12 protein-coding genes are annotated in these 18,363 nt (G+C 70.2%); 7 read left to right on the forward strand and 5 right to left on the reverse strand.

Annotation, left to right across the window (positions count from 1 at the left end; genetic code table 11):
• Positions 1–31: 31 nt before the first annotated feature.
• The 4 genes from ABH935_RS33470 to ABH935_RS33485 all read left to right on the forward strand — a co-directional run bounded on the left by ABH935_RS33470 (position 32) and on the right by ABH935_RS33485 (position 5,871).
• The gene (locus ABH935_RS33470) at positions 32–2,737 is read left to right on the forward strand and encodes an ATP-binding protein (RefSeq protein ID WP_370381952.1); all 2,706 of its coding nucleotides are present in this window, start codon (positions 32–34) and stop codon (positions 2,735–2,737) included.
• A gap of 31 nt (positions 2,738–2,768) precedes the next feature.
• Entirely contained in the window at positions 2,769–3,017 is a 249-nt protein-coding gene (locus ABH935_RS33475; protein ID WP_370381953.1) for a hypothetical protein, read from the forward strand.
• Positions 3,018–3,030: 13 nt separating this feature from the next.
• A complete protein-coding gene (locus ABH935_RS33480; protein WP_370381954.1) occupies positions 3,031–4,170 on the forward strand; it encodes an alpha/beta hydrolase in 1,140 nt (379 codons plus the stop codon).
• 69 nt (positions 4,171–4,239) lie between these two features.
• Positions 4,240–5,871: a hypothetical protein gene (locus tag ABH935_RS33485; protein ID WP_370381955.1), complete on the forward strand. Its 1,632-nt coding sequence runs from the start codon at positions 4,240–4,242 to the stop codon at positions 5,869–5,871.
• A 25-nt stretch (positions 5,872–5,896) separates the two neighbouring features.
• On the opposite strand, the gene ABH935_RS33490 is transcribed toward ABH935_RS33485, so the two are convergent.
• Positions 5,897–8,803: a hypothetical protein gene (locus tag ABH935_RS33490; RefSeq protein WP_370381956.1), complete on the reverse strand. Its 2,907-nt coding sequence runs from the start codon at positions 8,801–8,803 to the stop codon at positions 5,897–5,899.
• A gap of 11 nt (positions 8,804–8,814) precedes the next feature.
• Positions 8,815–12,192 (reverse strand): FtsX-like permease family protein, encoded by a 3,378-nt coding sequence (locus tag ABH935_RS33495; RefSeq protein ID WP_370381957.1) that lies wholly within the window; start codon positions 12,190–12,192, stop codon positions 8,815–8,817.
• A gap of 242 nt (positions 12,193–12,434) precedes the next feature.
• Between ABH935_RS33495 and ABH935_RS33500 the strand changes: the two genes are divergently transcribed.
• Positions 12,435–13,082, forward strand: coding sequence for a maleylpyruvate isomerase N-terminal domain-containing protein (locus ABH935_RS33500; RefSeq protein WP_370381958.1), 648 nt, complete (start codon positions 12,435–12,437; stop codon positions 13,080–13,082).
• Positions 13,083–13,197: 115 nt separating this feature from the next.
• Here the strand turns inward: ABH935_RS33500 and ABH935_RS33505 are convergent, their stop codons facing one another.
• Genes ABH935_RS33505 through ABH935_RS33515 form a run of 3 tightly spaced genes read right to left on the reverse strand, consistent with a single transcriptional unit; the run spans position 13,198 to position 16,593 of the window.
• The gene (locus tag ABH935_RS33505; RefSeq protein ID WP_370381959.1) at positions 13,198–16,011 is read right to left on the reverse strand and encodes a hypothetical protein; all 2,814 of its coding nucleotides are present in this window, start codon (positions 16,009–16,011) and stop codon (positions 13,198–13,200) included.
• A gap of 43 nt (positions 16,012–16,054) precedes the next feature.
• A complete protein-coding gene (locus tag ABH935_RS33510) occupies positions 16,055–16,402 on the reverse strand; it encodes a hypothetical protein (RefSeq protein WP_370381960.1) in 348 nt (115 codons plus the stop codon).
• A gap of 11 nt (positions 16,403–16,413) precedes the next feature.
• Entirely contained in the window at positions 16,414–16,593 is a 180-nt protein-coding gene (locus ABH935_RS33515; RefSeq protein WP_370381961.1) for a hypothetical protein, read from the reverse strand.
• Positions 16,594–16,811: 218 nt separating this feature from the next.
• Between ABH935_RS33515 and ABH935_RS33520 the strand changes: the two genes are divergently transcribed.
• Together ABH935_RS33520 and ABH935_RS33525 are read left to right on the forward strand one after the other, a co-directional pair.
• Entirely contained in the window at positions 16,812–17,822 is a 1,011-nt protein-coding gene (locus ABH935_RS33520) for a LuxR C-terminal-related transcriptional regulator (protein WP_370381962.1), read from the forward strand.
• An 87-nt stretch (positions 17,823–17,909) separates the two neighbouring features.
• On the forward strand, positions 17,910–18,350 hold the full coding sequence (locus ABH935_RS33525) for an ATP-binding protein (protein WP_370381963.1): 441 nt from the start codon (positions 17,910–17,912) through the stop codon (positions 18,348–18,350).
• The last annotated feature ends 13 nt before the right edge of the window (positions 18,351–18,363 follow it).

The raw sequence follows: 18,363 nt of genomic DNA on the forward strand, positions 1-18,363 counted from the left end.
CCGACGTCGGATCCCTTTCCGGAGGTGTGCCGTGACCGGCGGCTCCGCGCTCACCGTGGGCCGGGACCTCAACGGCGTCCTGTTCAACGGCGACAACAACGTCCTGCTGCAGATCACCTTCAACGGTGACACCGGCTCGCGGGTGTCGGACTATCCCGGTCCGCGGCCCATCCCGGTACGCCGCGGCACGATCAGCCTGCTGCCGCGCAGCACCGGTCAGGTGATCGGGCGCGACCGAGAGCTGGCCGAGCTCGACGCGGCGGTCGGCGCCGGTGGGACGGTCCAGTTATTCGGATCGGCGGGGATCGGCAAGAGTGCGTTGCTGAGGCACGCGGCCCGCCACCTCGGATCGGGTCCGGACGGGGTGGTGTTCCTCAGCGCCCGCGACCGGGACGTCTCCGAGATCGCGCAGGAGATCTTCCGAGCCTGCTACGAAACGTCTGGCTATGTGCCGTCGGCGGTGGAACTGCAGCAGCATCTGCAACACCTCCAGCTGCGGGTCTACCTCGACGACCTGGTCTGCTCGGCATCCGATCTCAAACAACTGATGGACGTCCTGCAGAGTTCCGCGCTGGTGTTCGCGGCGCGGCAGCGGGTCCCGGCGACGGCAGCCGTGCGTGCGATCCCGATCGGCGGCCTCGACGAATCGGCAGCGGTCAACCTCCTGGCCCGGCACCTGCCGAGATCGCTGACCGCCGACGAGCGCTCCGTCGCCCTGACACTGCTAGCCGCGCTCGACAGCAGCCCTCGGCACCTGCAGCGGATCGCGGCCGCCGGGCAGCGCACGCTGCCGGAACAGAAGCAGCTTCCCAGGCTGCTACCGACCTTGCTCAGGCAGCAGCCGCCCGAGGCCCGCGACGTCCTGCACTTGATCGTGTCGATCGGCGGCGGCGATATCAGCCCCCTCCATCTCGACGGGTTGCTGCGCCGCCACGACTCCGACGCGGTCTGTCGCGCACTGGCGCGCGCCGGCCTGCTCACCGAGTCCGAGGCCGGCTACCGGGTCCCCGAGGACGTGAAGGCGGAAGTGCACCGGACGCGTCCAACCGCCTACCCCGCAGACGTGCTCTGCCGCCACTTCACCGCATGGGCCGACGATCCGGCCACCGATCCCGACGCGGTGGCGAACCACCACCGAGCGCTCGACACCGTCGTCGTCAGGGCCGAGCAGGAAGGTCATTCGGACCTCGGCGTCAGGCTGGCCCGCGCGGCCGCCCCCAAACTCCAGGCCTCGCTCCGCTTCACCGCCTGGGGCGCCCTGCTCGGCGCCGGCTGGGCCGCGGCAGAGAAGGCCGGTGACAAGGAGGCCAAGGCCTACTTCATGCACGAGGAGGGTATCCGCTGCCTGCTGACGCACAAGCTGGTGCCGGCAGCGCTGCTCCTGACCGAAGCGGTGGTGTTGTGGCAGGAGTTGGGCGTCCTCGGACAGATGCGAATAGCGCGGGAGTCCGCACGGTTGGCGTCTTCACAGTCGATCACCAGCAGCGGAGCGCATACAGGGATCGGTGCGGGAGGCGCGCATGTCAGCGGGCACGCTGCGCTCAGTGGATCGGCGCAGGCGCACATGGCGAGCGCGGCAGGACAGGTCCATGCCCACATAGCGGGCGTCGCCGTCCAAGCCGCACATGCCGGCGGTGCGGCGCTGACATCGAGCGCCGCGCCTTTGGGATCCACCATGCCGACAGCAGCCGTGCACGGGGCGGCTGCTGTCGGACACGGTGGGGCTGCGGGGCTCACCCACGCACCCTCGGTGTTCACTCCCCCGGGGCATCTGGCGATCGCGACCGGAAACTCTGCTCCCGCGGTGCCGACGTCCCACGCACCGCTCGCAGCGACGCCGGTGCACAGCTCCCCGATCGCGAAGCCGGTCTGGCACATGCCGGGGGCTCAGACACCTGCGACGTCTGGGGGCCACGGTTCCGCCGGCGGCACCGCGCACGGCTCAGCGGCGCACGGGCATGCCGCCGTCAGCAGCCACGGCACGGCGGCGAGCCACACCGGCGCCGTGCACGGTTCGCCGCTCGGCGCGCATGGAACAAACGTCGCCCATCACATGACGAAGGCCGTCTTCCATCCCGGGGCAGCCTCCGGCGTTCATGGAGCTACCGCGGTGGCCTCCCACGGTGCGGCATCAGGTGCGGCGTCAGGTGCGGCCTCAGGTGCGATGACCACCACGACAGCCGCTGCGGGAACGAGCGGCACCGCCACGACCGGTGCCGCCACCGCGGGGTTCGGGGCCGTGAAGGCCGCAGCGGTGGGTCTCACTTTGTGCGCGGCAGTCGCGGGCGGGGTGGCGGTGGTGCGCGCGAATCAGTCTCCGCCGGTCCCTGCTCCGATCTCTGCCTCGACGTCGTCGGTCGACCCGGTCTGCGCCGGCGCCATCTCGTCGATCAACGCCGATGAGGCCAGTGTCAACACCGCCTACGACGATCTCGAATCAGCCACTTCCACGTACAACTCGTCCGTCAACAGTGGTGGACAGGGTGACTGGGGACCGGTGACAAGCTCGGGCGACGCTTTGATGGACCAGCTGAGTGGCATGGGACAGACGGTGGACAGCACCCGATCTCAAGCAGCTGATCCGACGCTGGTCTCAGCACTCGGTGATGCGAGCGCCGCCATCAGGACCTGGCGTCAGAACATCCAAGCCTTCGTGAATCAGTCCGCTAATTCTTACGACAACTCACCATCGTCTTTCAACGACGCGGTCAGCCGGATCAACCAGGTCTGCCACTGACAGTCGTGCCAACCATCCCGAAAGGAGTCACATGGCGACGGAGAACACAGCGGCGGCGAAGATCAGCGTCGGACGAGACGTCAACGGCCAGGTCGTGATCGGCGACGGAAACCTGATCCACACCAGTCCCGGGAAAACCGGCCCGTCACCGACGCTGCATCAACAGAACACTGCCAAGGACCACGGCACGGCGTACTCGGCCGCCCAGGGAGACATCCACATCCACCATCACGACGTCGTCGGGGAAACCGACGCCTCCGATGAATCAGACGCTTGCTGAATAGGAGCGACGCATGAAAAAGCGAAGCCTCACCAACGCCCTCGCCGCCATGGTCTTGGCCTTCGGCACCATGGCCGGCACCGCCATCGAGCCGTCCGCGGCCCGAGCAGACCCGACGGCACCGCCACCGCTGACCGACCTCTACGGGCTCACCCAGATCCCAACGGAGCCCGCCTACACGCAGACCAACACCGCGTTCGACTTCGTCATCACGGTCTCCACGCCGCAAGTCGCCGGGCAGCCGGAGCTGGACAACGGCGGCCACCACATCCGCATCGTGCTGCCCTCGGACTACTACAGCAATCCGGCCAAGCGGTATCCGGTGCTGTACCTGCTGAACAGTTCGTATCCGGGCGCCGACCCGGCGTCCTTCTGGTCCGGGTTCGGCGCCGTCAACAGCACCTCGGGCATGATCTTCGTGATGCCCGACGGCGGGCCGCGCGGCTGGTACTCGAACTGGCTCAACCAGAACAGCGCCGCCGGCGCGCAGAACTGGGAGACCTTCCACATCGGCCAGGTGATCCCGTTCATCGACGCGAACCTGCGCACCCTGGCCGACAAGCAGCACCGCGGCGTCGCCGGCATCTCCATGGGCGGCTTCGGCGCTCTCCACTACGCCGAGACCTACCCCGACCTGTTCTCGCAAGTCGCCACCCTGTCCGGGGACGACGATCTGTCCCGCAACTCGATGGACCTGCGTGAAGCCGTCGTCGCCTCGCTGACGGAGGTCCCGGTCAGCTTCGCCCCGAGCCCGGCGGTCGGCAGCGACGATGTCTTCGGCACGCCGTACCCGTTCTCGGTCGTCTACCCTTACAGCGACGTCCTGTGGAACAACGTCGACCCGGGCGCTCACGCCGCCGCTCTGCAGGGCATGGGCGTCTCGATCTACGTCGGCAACGGTGGTGGCGGCCCTGTCCCGCCGGTCAGCGACCCGCACGGCGCGAACATCTTCCTGGAGTGGTGGCTGCAAGGCGCCGCGCAGCGGTTGAAGGCGAACCTGGACGCGGCAGGCGTCCCGTCCCACTTCGTCGACTACGGCGACGGCACCGGCACCGCCTGGGCCGACTGCTACGGCGGGCACAACGGTCTGTGCTGGTCGCACGACCTGGACGACCTGATCCCACGGTTGCGGCAGGCGCTCGGCGCGACCTGATCCCACCCCGGACCGTCAGGCCCCGCCTCCTCGCCGAGGCGGGGCCTGACACGGAAAGGAAGGACGGCAATGATCTCGCGCTGGACCAGATCTCACGCGACCCTTGCTGCGTTCACGGTTCTCAGCACCCTGGTCGCCGCCCTCAGCGTGCTGGCGGTGCTCACCGGGTTCGGACCGGGCCTGATGCCGAACTTCATGCTCAACGCCGCCTGCGACATGCTCGGCGGTCTGACGATCCTGTTCCTCATCGAGCCGATCGTGCGCGCCGCGGCCGGCGGCATGCGCGCCCACCCGCACTTCAACCACCGCAAGTTCTGCCAACGTGTGGCCAGAGCCCAGGACGCCATCCGCATCCTCGACACCTCCAGCAGGCTGATCCAAGAAGACGCCACCAAGGACTTCCGGTTCCGCAACGCGGTCCGCGCCGCGGTCGACAACGGGGCCGAGGTCAGGATCCTGCTGATGAGCCCGGCCTCAGACATCTCCCGTTCTCGCGCCCAGCAGCTTCGCAACCGATACCCGGACCTCGATCTGGATCGGCGGATCACGGCCGCCATCACCCAGGTTCGCGGCTACATCGCAGCGTTGGACGACGATAAGCGCGGCCTGGTCGAGCTGCGCCTGTATACCGTCCCCGCACCGTTCATCATGCACGGAGCGGACGACATCCTGATCCACACCACGGTTCCCAACGACGCGGTCTCCGACGATGCCCCGCACATCGAGGTCCGTGCCGACACCCTGCTCGGCGCGCACCTGTTGGAAGGGTTCGACAGCCTGTGGGATTCGTCGCGGAGCGCGGAGGGCTTGATCCCGGTCCGCGACGCGGATCGGCCCGACGACGTCGCCATGCAGTTGCGCGCCGTCGAGCACGACAGCCATGTCTACCTCGCCTCCAACCGCCTCGACCGACGCCTGGAACTGCTCGACGAACCCCGGTTCCTGGTCGGCGAGCACGACCCCACCTTGTACCGCGCCGATCCGGTGCCGATCGGCACCGCGCTGCACACCGAACTACTGCTGAGTCTGCACAAGCGCTACCCCCAGAGCTTTCCTCGCAGCGATCGCCGCATCTATCGGATGATCAAAGACCCGGCACAGCACGACGCCGCACGCACAGAGTCCTATCGGCGGCTTCCGGCGCGGGTCCTGACCGAACTCATCCGCAGCTCGGTTCGAGACATCCGCATCATGGACACGAGCTCCACGCTGCTCCTGACGGAAGGCTCGGCCCTGGCCGCGTCCGGCGCGGCGTTCAACGCCGCCCTCGACGCGCTCCGCCACGGAGCGCGCCTGCGCGTCCTGCTGATGGCTCCCGGATCCGCGGCCTGCCGAGCCCGCGCCGCCGAGATCAACCGGCCGGACCTGGAGCAGGAGATCCGCGCCAACCTGCGGTGGCTGGCCGCGCTGGCCCGGCGGTCCAGTGAGAATCTGGAACTGTCCCCGGACGCCGTCGCGGTCCGGCTCTACGACCGGTCGCCCACGAGCAGCGTCTATCAGGCCGATGACACAGTGGTCATCGGTTTCATGCCGTATGGAACCCGCAGTTCGGTGACTCCGTATATCAGCGCAGCGGTCGGCCACGGCGTCGCCAACTTCGCCATCGACCAGTTCCAGGAGCTCTGGGACGCCGAGGGCGATCAAGTAAGACGGCTGTCACCCGAAGAACTGGCGAAGCACCTGGATCAACGGGATTTGTAGTCGCTTCACGATCAATGGAACCGATCTAGCCCTCCGATCGCAGTGCACTGACCACCGTCAGCGGCCGGCGCAGCGCCGCCTCCGCGAACACCGCCAGCAGCGCCACGCCTGGCACTGCGATCGTGGCCGCCGCTACCACCGCCACGTTCGTGTGGACCGCCAGGTGTGCCGAGTTCAGGCCGGCCAGGGAGGACAGGTCGACGGAGCCGGCCAGTAGCGGCACTGTCGCCAGGCCGGTTGCCAGGCCGCCTGCGGTCACCACCAGCAGTACGGGCAGCGCTTCCAGTACCGCGATGCGGCGAAGGCGCGGGCGGCCGAAGCCCATTGTGGCGAGGAAGGCCGCCGCTCGGCGGCGGGCTGCCGAGCCTGCCGCGAGGGTCAGCAGGACCGCCAGTGCGCACAGCAGTGCCTCCAGCACCGTCTCACCTGCGTACACGCGCTCGGTGAGGCGGTCCAGGTCGGTGGTGCCTGCCGCGTCCGCGGGGCCGGACTCCACCGTGACCTGGTCGTTGGCCTCCGAGAACAGGCCCGGTCCGCTCAGCGCGGCCAGGGCCTGTGCACGGCCGGACACCCATGCGTCGCTGCGGGCCGGTGCGGAGCCTATCTGTGCCTTGAGGATCTGGTAGTCCACCAGCAGGACCGCCTCGCCCTTGGGCGCCATGCCCGGCGGGAGGGCCGGGGAGTTGGTCACGATGGTGACCGGCATGCCCGCGTACTGCACGGTGCCCTGGACGGCGCCGTCGGTGCCCGGGGCGGCGCCGGAGGTCAGCAGGGCCGGGAGTGGCGGGTGGGCCGGGTTGCTCTGGCTGTAGTCGGTGGCCGGGCGGGCCGCGGAGGCCTGTTCGAGGACTGTCAGAGCGCGGTGCAGGCCCGGGGTGTCCAGCGGGGTGCCCTTGATGACCGTGAGGTAGTCGGCGACGTCCAGGCCCACCAGGGTGACCGGTTGGCCGCCGCTGCCGTTGGCGTCGCCGCCGCTGCCGCTCGCCGCTCCGGCCGCGAACGACGCGCCGCCGTCCAGGGACGCGCCGGCCGCGGCGCTGATGCCGGGCATGGCGCGGATCCGGCCCAGGTCGGTGTCGGTGATGCGGGAGCTGCCGAAGCCGGCGAACGGGTCGTTCACGTGCGCGCCCGCCCCGACCGCCGCCCACTGGTCGACGTCGCGGGCCACCGACAGCGAACGGGTGAAGGTGGCGCCGAACACCGAGCCGGCCAGCGTCGCCAGGATCACCACGGCGGCCAGCGGGCCGATCACCGCGTTGCGGCGGGCCGAGGAGGTCGCCACGAAACCCGTCGCGCCGCGGCCCGAGCCCAGCGCCGCCGCCAGCGTGATCGGCACCAGCGGGGCCAGCCGCAGCAGCACCACCCCGGCGGCCAGCGCCACGGTCACCGGGAGGGTGGCCACGACCGGGTCGATGCCGGTGCCCACCGAGCCCAGGCCGCGCGATCGCAGCGTCATGATCTGCCCGGCCAGCAGCGCCAGCACGATCAGCTCCAGCCCGATCCGCGCCACCGCGTCCGTCCGGCCGCCGAGCCGCCGCGCCACGAACCCGGCCGAGCCGGTGCTGCCGCGCAGCGCGGCGGCGGCCTGGCCGGCGCCGAGCACGAACGTCCCGGCCACCACCGCCACGGCCAGCAGCACACTGCCGGCGTCGAAGGTCGCGTAGCCCGCGGCGCACGCCGCAGCCAAGGCCGCTGCCACCGCCGCGGTGGTGGCCGCCGCGACCTGGTAGCCGACGCCGCGTGCCAGCTGCGGGAGCGAGGCGCCGCGAGCCCTGGCCACGACCAGGTCCGCGTGCTGCCGGTGGATCAGCAGCCGTATCGCCAGTGCCAGCACGCCGATGGCGACGGCTGCCAGCGTCGCCAATCCGAGGGACATGACGACCATGGAGGCACCGGCGCGGCTCAGGTAGCCGGACAGGATCGGCGGCAGCGGTGTGCTGACTCCCGGTGCTTTGAGGATGTCGACGCTGAAATTCCGGTACTGCGGATCGGTGATGCGTGGCGAGGCGGGCAGGTCGGCGCCGCTCTTGACGCGATTCAGCTCATTGACGATCGCGGCCGCGTTCCCGGTGCCGATCGCGTTCTGCTTCAGCGGGAAGCTCCAGCTCAGCGTCATGCCGGTGTGGACGCCCGCGGCCTGCGCGCCGGCGTCGTCCAGCAGCAGGTCCGAACGCCAGAACGTCTGCTGCTCGTTCCCGACCATCGTCGTGTCGACCTGGGGTGTCGCCAGGGCGTCCGCGGTGTTGGTGTCAGGGTCGGTCCACCACGGGTCGGCCGCGTCGACGGGGGCGAAGATCCCGGCGATGGTCACCTTGATCGGAACGCCCCACAAATCGGCGGTCAGGGCCATCTGGTCGCCGACACCGACGTGGAGTTTCTGAGCCGCGGCCTGGGAGATCCAGGCCCACACCGTCGGTGCCGAACCGTCCGCCGGCTGGTCGGTCGGCCCCGCGGCCCTGGTGTCCTGGGGCGTCGGCGGGGCTTGGCCGGAGACGGTGCGCAGCTTGCCGTCGGAACCGTAGGGCGGCCGCAGCCCGAACTTGGGCGGCAGGTCCAGTGTGGTGAGCGAGGCGGCGGTGTGGGAGCCGGCGCCCATGGTGCCGGGACCGGGAGTCACGGCGACCATCCTCGCGGCGCCGAGCACCGCGTGCAGGCTCGGCGGAAGCGCTTGGGCCGCCCATGCGTCGGCTTCGGTCAAGGCCGCGTCGCTGACGACGATCCGGTCCTGCGTGTTCAGCTGCGCGGTCTCGGTGACACCGATCCGGATCTGGCTTCCGGCCGAGGCCAGTGCCCCGTGCAGGGCCCGCGTGCGATGGACCTCCAGGTAGCCGGGGATGGCGAACACCGCGGCCCCGGTCACCGCCACCAGCAACGCCACCAGCAGCAGTGTGGTGCGGTGCGCCGCGGCGCCTCGGCGCGCGATGACGTTCACCCTCAACATCGTCAGTCCTCCCCGAGGCGCAGCATGGAACCGACGGCGGTGCGCCGGCTGGACGACAGAACCGTTGCCACGCCCAGGCCGAGCGCGGCGGCCGCGGCGGCGGCGAGTTCGGCCATCGGCACCCAGGGATCGGTGATCACCACCGGTGGGACCGCGGGCGATCCGTCGCGGGTGACCATGACCGCCGGGATCAGCAGGTGCGCGAGCAGCTCGCCGATCGCACAGCCGGCGACCACCCCCACTCCCACCAGGAACGCCAGCTCCACCGACGACGCCACCGCGATCTGGCGGCGGGTCGCGCCCAGGGCGCGGACCACGGCGTTCTGGCTGGCGCGCTCGCGCTGCGCCCCGATCAGGTGGACCAGGAAGTCGATGAGCGCGAACGCCGCGGCGGCCGCCGCGGCCAACAGGTACGCCGAGCGGACCCCGTTCTGCGCCGGATCCGTCGTCAGGGTTCTGACAGTGTCGGCGGAGGCCACGACGTTCGCCGGGGTGTCCAGGGCCCGCAGCGCGGCGGCGGTGGCGGCGCTTTGGCCCGGTGCGGTCCGGACCCACCATTCCAGCGTCGAGTCGGGCACCTGGTGGCCGGTGACCAGTTCGGTCTGGGCGTTCCAGCGGCTGAGATCGACCATGATCGCCGGAACGCCGTGGTCGACCCCGGGCATGGCCGCGATCTCGCCGACGATGTGGCCGGTGATGCTCTGCGTCGCCACGGCGATCTTCGTGCTGTCGCCGACGCGCTGGCCGGTGGCCTTCAAGAACGCGGCCGAGGCGACGACCGGCACCGGCGGCAGGTTGTCGACCTGGTGCGGGGTCAGCACCGCGGGGATCGTGCCGTAGCCGACGACCACGTTCGTGTCAGTGCCCTGCGGACTGATCGTCGACAGGCTCGTGGCGAGGTTCAGAAACGCGCCGCCGCCGCTGCTCACCGTGGAGGCGACGACACTCTGCTCGGCCGTGGCCAGGGAGGTCCACGTCCCGGCGGCCGGGGCCGGGATCGGCGCGCCGGCCTGTCCGTCGGCACCGATCGGCCGGGCCGATTCCACGACGAGCTGGACGCGGGAGTCCATGGCGCCGCTGGTGGGCTGCGCCCCTGTTTCTCCTTGCAGTGCCTGGAGGGCTTGCGGCGCCATCTGCGCGGCGACGTCCAGGCTCACCGCGGTCAGGTTCAGCGGCCACGCCAGCGTGCCGGCCGAACCGGTTCCGCCGCCGGAGCCGGAACCGGAACCGAAGCCGAAGCCGAACGGGATCGTCAGATCGTGCTCCCGGCCGTCGACCGGCACCGCGACCGAGGCCTGCGCCTGCTGGCCGAGCCGGCCGGCGAGCGACACGGTCAGGGTCGCCGTCGGCGTGTCCGCCAGGTAGCCGGCCGGCCAGATCATCGTGCTCAGACCCGGCATCGTGGCCTTGACCCGCAGCGCCAGACCGGTCGGCTCGCCGGGGATCCGCAGCGTGCGCGCCGTGGGCTGGGTGCCCAAATCGGCGGCGAGTGCGCCCGGACCGCCGGGATACAGGTCCGGCCGCAGGTTCACGGTCCCGGCGACCTTGTCCGACTGCACCGCCAGCACCGTGACCGAGGTGTCGCCGGCGCCGACGGTGTCCACGTCCCGGCTCACCAGCATCGCGCTGTCCCCGGCCGGAAGCCGGTTACCGATCCCGGAGACCAGGATCCCGGGCTGGTTGTAGCCGGAGGCCCGCAGGTCCGAGCCGACCGCGAACGTGCCCTGATCTGTCTGCGCGCGCCGCCAGGACGCGGAGTAGGACGTGCTGAGCACGGCCATCGCGACGCCGACGACGAGCAGCAGGGCCGGGGTGCCGATGCGGCCGCCGCGGCCGGCGCGCCAGGCGCCGAGTTCGAAGGAGAACCGGCGGCCTCGGCGGGCCGCGGTCTGCCCGAGCCAGCCGAACAGCGGCACGATCCGTACCGCGATCAACGCGGCGGCGGCCAGGGCGAAGGCCGGCGCGGTGACCAGGACCAGGTTGATGCCATTGCCCGAGCCGTCGGCCGACGGGGTGCCGGCGGCGCCGTAGCGGCGCAGCTGGCTGTAGCCGAGCAGGCCGAGTGCCACGCATCCGAGTTCCAGGACGCCGCGACGCAGTGTGGCGCCGGCGATGCGCCGGTTGCGGGAGCGGAGGACGTCGGTGTTGGTGCCGCGGACGGCGGTGAGGACGAGGGTCGCGGTGCACAGTGCGGCCGTGACCACCGAGGCGGTCCAGGTCGCGGCTTGGGATCCCGCCGCTGAGGTGCCGCTGAACAGGTGGGGGACGGTCACCTGGGCGACGAAGGGAGCCAGGACGGCTGCCGGGACGGTGAACACCAGCGCCTCCAGCAGGGCTTGGAAGGCGAGGGTGGGGGCGCCGGCGCCTCGTGCGCGCATCAGGACGGTGGTGCCGGCGCGGTATTCGACCAGCAGGCTCGCCGACATCACCAGGGCGCACAGCGCCAGCAGCGCGAGCATCAGAGTGGGGATCAGGGCGCTGGAGGCGACCACGGCCAGGGAGTGTCGCAGCTCGCTGATCTGGGCCGGCGCGCCCAGGGACGCCTCGGTCGCGCTGCCCAGGCGGGTGTCTTGTTTCAGGGTGCTGACCAGCGCGCTGAGCTGGTCGGAGAACCGCTGGATACGGGCCTGGCCGATGCCGGCGGGGTCCGGGGAGATCTGGGCCCGCAGGGTCGACAGGGTCACCGGGGCCGTGGCGCGGTCGAACTCCGCGGCGTCCATCGCGAACGGCCCGTACTGCAGGAACCCGCTGGAGGCCCGCTGCGGGCGGCTGACCCCGGCGCCGCCGAGCGGGTCGAGCTGCCAGTAGTGGTCGGCCGTGTCGAGCGGCTGATAGATCCCGACGACGGCGATCTGGACCGCGGTGCCGCTGATCCGGTTCACGACCGTCAGCTGTCCGCCGACGGCCAGTTTCAGCTCGTCGGCGGCGGCACGCGGGACCGCGACCTGGATCGGACCGGCCGCGGCGCCCTTGGCGGGCCAGGCGCCGGCGAGCAGCTTGGCCTCCTGGTCCAGCCGGTCCGCCGCCCAGAACGTCATCAGCGGCGGATCGCCGGTGGCGGTCTTGCCGGGCAGCGCGTAGGAACTCGACACCTGCGCCACAGCGACGGTGGGATGCGGCAGCGCGCCGGTGTCCTGGGCCAGCGCCGCGAGGGCCGCGGAGCGCTGCGCCGGATCGGGGTGGCTGTCGAGCTGCGCGGTGAGCTGCCCGGACGCGCGCCACGACGCCAGCGCCTGCTGCGCCGCGGTGTCGCCGGCGGCGGAGACGAACCGGGCCAGCATCGCCAGCAGCGTCGTCGTGATGACGATGAGCGCGACCACGGCGCTCATCGTCGGCAGCTGTCGCCGGAGCCGGCTGAGAACCAGCCTGTGCGTCGGCATCGCACCCCCTCGCGCGGAACCCCTGATGCCAGTCGGCGACCGGCCCTTCAGAGCTAGACGATTCGGCGTGCGCGGCGCGTTGCGGTCGGGGGCGGATCTTTCTCGGTTTGGCTCAGTCACGATCGGATCACGGGTTCCGATCGGTGCGACCCAGGCGCCGGTACAACAGCCCTGAGGGGAATCACGCTGCGGCCCGCGAAGTTGATCGTCCCGAAGCAATGGGCTCCGGAGGGGATCAGGACATGACGCAGAGTACGCAGACCAGGGAGCTCTACCTCGCTGCGGCCGAGGTGGTGGCGAAACTGTTGGCGGCGCCTGAGGTGGCGGCCGCGTGGCATGAGGACTCTGCGTTGCCCAAGCTCAGTGTGCGGGGGCTGGCGGGGCACCTGGCCGCGCAGGTCTTCTTCATTCCGGCGATGCTGGCCGAGCCGGTTCCGGTGGAGCCGGTCATTTCGATCCACGAGTACTACGCGCGGGTGTCGTGGATCGGGTCCGATATCGACTCGCCGTTCAACCAGGCCATTCGGGCCGGCGGTGAGCAGGACGCGGCCGGCGGGCCCGGCGACCTCGCCGAGCGGGTCGCGGCCTGTGTCGAGGAGTTGCGGGTCACGTTGCCCGCAGCGCCGGATCGCGCGGTGCGGCGGCCGACGTGGGGGCCGTGGTCGATCAGCTTTGACGACTTCGTCACCAGCCGGCTGCTGGAGGTGCTCGTCCACAGCGACGATCTCGCCTACAGCGTCGGCGTTCCGACGCCCGAGTTTCCGGCGGTCGCCGTCGAGACCGTGGTCGACCTGCTGTCTCGGATCGCGTTGCGTCGGCATGGAGCGACCGACGTGCTGCGTGCGCTCAGCCGGGCCGAGCGGGCGCCGGCGTCGATCTCGGCGCTGTGACTCGGCGTGGACGAAAGAGGGGTCCCGGTCACAGCGCCGCGTGTTGGGCGCTGTGACCGGGGCCTGTGATCAGGGCCTGTGATCAGGGCATGTGATCGGTGGGCGCGACGATCCGTCAGTTGACGATCGGCGTGCCGTACATGGTCATGTCCTGGGTGGCCCAGTTCTGGCCCATCACCGGCAGCCAGGTCTCGTCCAGGTGGCCGCGCGAGTCGGCGGTGTAGACGCTGGCAGCGGTGCCTCCGCTGGCGTTCGGGTGCGCCACTGCGATCGGGGTCCGGGACGTGGTCGGGGTCGCGTAGAGGTAGCTCATGTCCTGCGTGGCCCAGTTCTGCCCGTAAGCAGTCAACCAGGTCTCCCACAGGTGACCGTTGCCATCGACGGAGTACACGCTCGCGACACCGTCATGAAGCAGGACGGCCGGGGCAGTGCCTGCCTTGACCACCGGCGAACCGTAGAGGTAGGTCATGTCCTGCGTGCCCCAGTTCTGACCCATCGCAGGCAGCCAGGTCTCATCCAAGTGCCCGTTGCCGTCGACGGTGTAGACGCTGGCAGCCGTACCTCCGCTCGCGTTCGGGTGCGCCAGGGCGACCGGGGTCCGGGACGTGACCGGAGTCCGGTAGAGGTAGCTCATGTCCTGCGTGGCCCAGTTCTGCCCGTAAGCAGTCAGCCAGGTCTCCCACAGATGACCGTTGCCATCGACGGAGTACACGCTCGCGACACCGTCATGAAGCAGCGCAGCCGGACCGGTCCCGGCCTTGACCACCGGAGAGCCGTACAGGTAGGTCATGTCCTGCGTGCCCCAGTTCTGACCCATCGCAGGCAACCACGTCTCATCCAGATGCCCGTTGCCATCAACGGTGTAGACACTGGCCGCAGTACCACCGCTCGCGTTCGGGTGCGCCAGGGCGACCGGAGTCCGTGACGTGACCGGTGTTCCGTATAGATAGGTCATGTCCTGGGTGGCCCAGTTCTGACCCAGCGCCGGCAGCCACGTCTCGTGCAGGTGGCCGTTCACGTCGACGGTATAGACGCTCGCGACGCCGTCATGGAACAAGGCGGCCGGAGCGGTACCCGGCTTCACGACAGGCGTGCCGTAGAGGTACGTCATGTCCTGCGTGGCCCAGTTCTGGCCATAGGCGGTCAACCAGGTCTCCCACAGGTGACCGTTGCCGTCGACGGAGTACACGCTCGTCACCCCGTCGTGGAGCAGCGTCGCGCCGACCGGCTTGTCCGTGCCGGTCGCGACCGTGAAGGTGGCCGACCCGGTCTTGCTCCCCGCGGAGTTGACGGCGGTCGCCGTCATCGTGTGGGTGCCGCTGGACAGCAGGTTCGCCGGAATGCTCCACGTGCCGCCGCCGGAACTGCTGCCGGTGCCCTTGATCGGGTCCACCGTCCAGGTGTAGTTGTCGCCGCCGGTCAGGTTGCCGGTACCGCCGACGGCCGCCACGACGGTGCCGTCGATGGAGTAGCTCAGGCTGTCGAGCTTGTCGTTGGTCCCGTTGGTGAGCGGGGTGACGGTGCTGCTGATCGTCGCCGGTCCGGTCAGCGTGCCGTTGCCCAGGCCGTTGATGGTCACCGAGGTCGGCGCGGACACCGTGGTGCCGCCGTCGGCGGGGTTGTGGAGCCAGTTGACGGTGCCGACCGGGCTGGCCATGACCGACTGGACGACCCAGTCCTTGACGTAGACCGTGCCGGTGCCGCTGTCGTTGTAGTTCTCCTCGATGATGCTGATGCTGCCGTTGCCTGAGGAGTTGACGCTGGAACCGGTCACCACGGCGGTGTGGCCGTTGTTCGACTCCCCCCAGGACAGAGCGGTGGGAGAGGTGCCGCTGGTCAGCACGCTGGGATTCGCGTCCCAGCTGATGACGTCCCCGGTTCGGGGCGCCTGGCCGCTGGTCCCGTTGAAGATCAGTGAGAACCCGTGCCCCTGGCCGTACGACGTGAAGAAGTCGTTCGCGGCGGTGCTCCCGTACTCGCCGGGGTTGGAGATGCCGTAACGCGTCACCATGTAGCGGGCGGACAGCTCAGCGCACTCCCATTCGTAAGCCTGGGTACCGGGCATGCCCGACGTCACCGGCTCCGAACCACCGCCGCGGTCGGATCTGGTGGGGCCGCAAGCCTCCATACCCATGAAACTGGCGCCGCCGCTCAGAGCGTGCGGACTGGTACCGAGGTTCCAGGCGGCACCGTTGCCGTTGTCGCACAGCCCGCTCCACCACGACGGCATCGGAAGCGTTCCACCCAAGGGCACGGAATTAGGGGACAGCGCCTTGTTCGTCACCGCGCGGCTGGGAGGCGCAGGCTTCGTGGGCGTCGGGGTCTTCGACGACGCGGCGTCGGCGGTCACCTTCACGGTGGTGGGCGTGGCCAGCGCGCTGCTGGCCACCGATATCCCCCTGCCGAATCCAGCCGTGGCGCCGGCCGAGTCCCGGGCCGCCTCGACGATCCACAGCCGATTGCCGGCGGCCACGACCCAGCGGGCCGTGACGATGTCGATCCGGCTCTTCCCGTCCGGGGCGTCCGTCCGATGGGTGAGCGTGCCCACGACGGTCTGCCCGAACAACGAGGCGGTCGGCCCGGTCGCGGTGCTTGTCGGGCTCCCGGACTGGTTCAGGAGATCGCGGTATTGCGCCACGTCTCCGGCACCAGCCGACGGCAACTTCGTCCCGACCGGAGACGTTCCGAAGGGAACGGCGGCGACCGAGAAGTCGCGGTAGGGCTGGAACTCCATCGCCGATGCCTGCTGCACCAGGTCTCCGGGCTTGCTGACCTGCAACGCGTCGGTCGGCAGCAGCGACGAGTCGATGGTCAGCGGCACACCGTCGACCGTCACAGTGCGCTGATGCGCCGGTGGCTGAGCGGTCGCCGTGGCGACCGCTGCGTGGCCGGGCACCGCGGCGGCCACCGCCCCCATCGTTGCGACCAAGGCGAACACGGTGGTGAGGCCGGCGGCACGGATAGTGCGCCGGCTATGGGAAATCAAGGGCATGGCTGTCTCCTGATGGATTTGAGGCGGAGCAGGTGGTGATGATGTCGACGGGAATGGTGATGACCCAGCCGCCGAGCGCGGGTGAGGCTGTGATCGTGCGGCGGCACAGGCATTCGGCCAGTTCGGTCGGCGATGCCGGCCCGGTTCGGTAGAACAGAGCCAGATCGAAGGATCCGGCGGTCGGTCCGTGGCGGGCTCGGATGTGTTCGAGTCGGTCGTCGACAGCCGTGTTGGCCCAGAGGATGTCGGCGACTGTTTCGGGATCGGGCTGTCGATCGGTGACTTCAACGCCGTTCGGCGCGATGAGCCGGACGAGGACGAGGTCCATGGCCCTCGGCCTCAGCCCCAGCACACGCACGCCGCCACAAGGCGGTGCGCCGGCGCGGTGCTCACCTCTGCTCGCGCCGCACCGGTGACGCCGATCGGCGCGCCGGTTGTGACCAGGACGACGACGCCGACCAGGGCGACAGCGGCGGCGCGGACGACGATGCGGATGCGCATGTGGGTGCGAAGGGGCATGCCGAGGACTTTTCCAGCACGTCACGGAGGCAGAAAGACATCTCTCGCGGCCCGAAGGTGCCTGGCACTTTCAGGCCACACCTCCGAACACCCGCCCGACACCTTTTGAAGAGATTCAAAACACTTGTCCGCGCCTGGATCAGACTGCGAATATCAGGATTCAGGCGACGGCACGGCTCTCGCTGAGCGACAGAGCGAGCAGGGCAGGAGGATCGCGGATGTTGGTGTCGCTTGGTCTGGAGCCGACGGCGGAGAAGGTCTACCGGGCCCTTCTGGCCTTCCCCGACTTCGGTGTCGCCGAGTTGTCGACGCATCTGCTGGTCTCCGGGAGCCAGGTCCGGGAGGCGCTGGACACACTGGCCGACCTGGCGCTGCTGCGCAACTCCCGCGAGGATCCCGGCCTTCGCGTCCCGGTCTCGTTGAAGCGCGCCATGGCCATCCTGTTGGAGCGTCAGCAGGCTGACATAGCTGCCCGGCAGGCCGCGATCGCCGCCGGCCGGCAGGCGATCACCGACCTCATCGCGGACGGCGTGGACGTCGCGGGATCGCCCGACGCGCGGGTGGAACACGTGCTGGGTCTGGACGCGATCCAGGCGCGGCTGGAAGAGCTGGTCACCTCGGCGGCGACAGAGGTGATGGCAGTCGTGCCGGGAGGGCCGCAGTCCGCCGAGATCCTGACCGCGGCCCGGCCGCTCGACGAATCGCTCGCCGCCCGAGGCGTGCTGCTGCGCAGCGTCTACCAGGACAGCATGCGGGCCGACCGCACCAACGTGGCCTACGCGCGCTGGCTGACCGGCCTCGGACACGCCGTCCGCACCGCGCCTTTGGTCCCACCCCGCATGCTCCTGTTCGACCGCTCGGTGGCGGTCATCGCGGCGGACCCCGACGCGCCCGCCGCCGGAATCGCGGTCCTGCGCGAAGCCGGTGTCCTGGCCAGCCTCGTCGCCCTCTTCGAGCAGACCTGGGACGCCGCCGTCGGCCTCGACGCGATGCCCGGGCCGGAGGACGCGCAGGAGGACACGCAGGAAGACGCGCAGCCGACCATCACCGCCACCGAACGCCAGCTACTGAAGATGCTGGGCTCCGGTATGACGGACGAAGCCGCGGCCAAACGGCTGGGCGTCTCGCTGCGCACCGTCAAGCGCCGGATGGAACACCTCATGGGCCGGCTCGACGCCGGCAGCCGTTTCCAGGCCGGGCTCAAGGCCGGACAGCGTGGCTGGTTGTAATGCGACTGCCTGCGTAAGGCGTCAAAGGTTTACCACCACACGAAGCGGACATGCGGCGGGCGTCGCCAAGCCCAAGGGAGTGTCCCCATGGAACACGAATCCCGACCGATGCAGGCCTTATCCGCGCTCGCCCCGGCTACGGGGGCCATCGCGATCAGCGTGCCGGCCGATCCCGACTACCTCGCGGTCGTCCGATCGGCCTGTGCGCAGGTGGGAGCCAAGCTCGGCTGGGGCTTGGCGGAGGCCTCCGATCTGCGGCTGGCGGTCGACGAAGCGTGCGGGCTGTTGCTGCGTCATGCCATCACTGCGCGGAGCGACGAGGAGGACGCGAACCTGCAGTGCCGGTTCACCGTCAGCCCCTCGACACTCCGCGTCGCGGTGAGCCTGCGGGCCGAGGGCTTCACCTCGCCCGACACCCGGGACTTCGGCTGGACGATCGTCACGGCGCTGGTCGACGACTTCACCTGGAACAGCGACGGGCCGACCGCTCGCGTGGAGATCGTGAAGCACCGGGCGGCGGCGGGATGATCCGCGGGGTGGA

It is taken from the genome of Catenulispora sp. GAS73 (genome assembly GCF_041262085.1).
Taxonomy (GTDB): Bacteria; Actinomycetota; Actinomycetes; order Streptomycetales; family Catenulisporaceae; genus Catenulispora.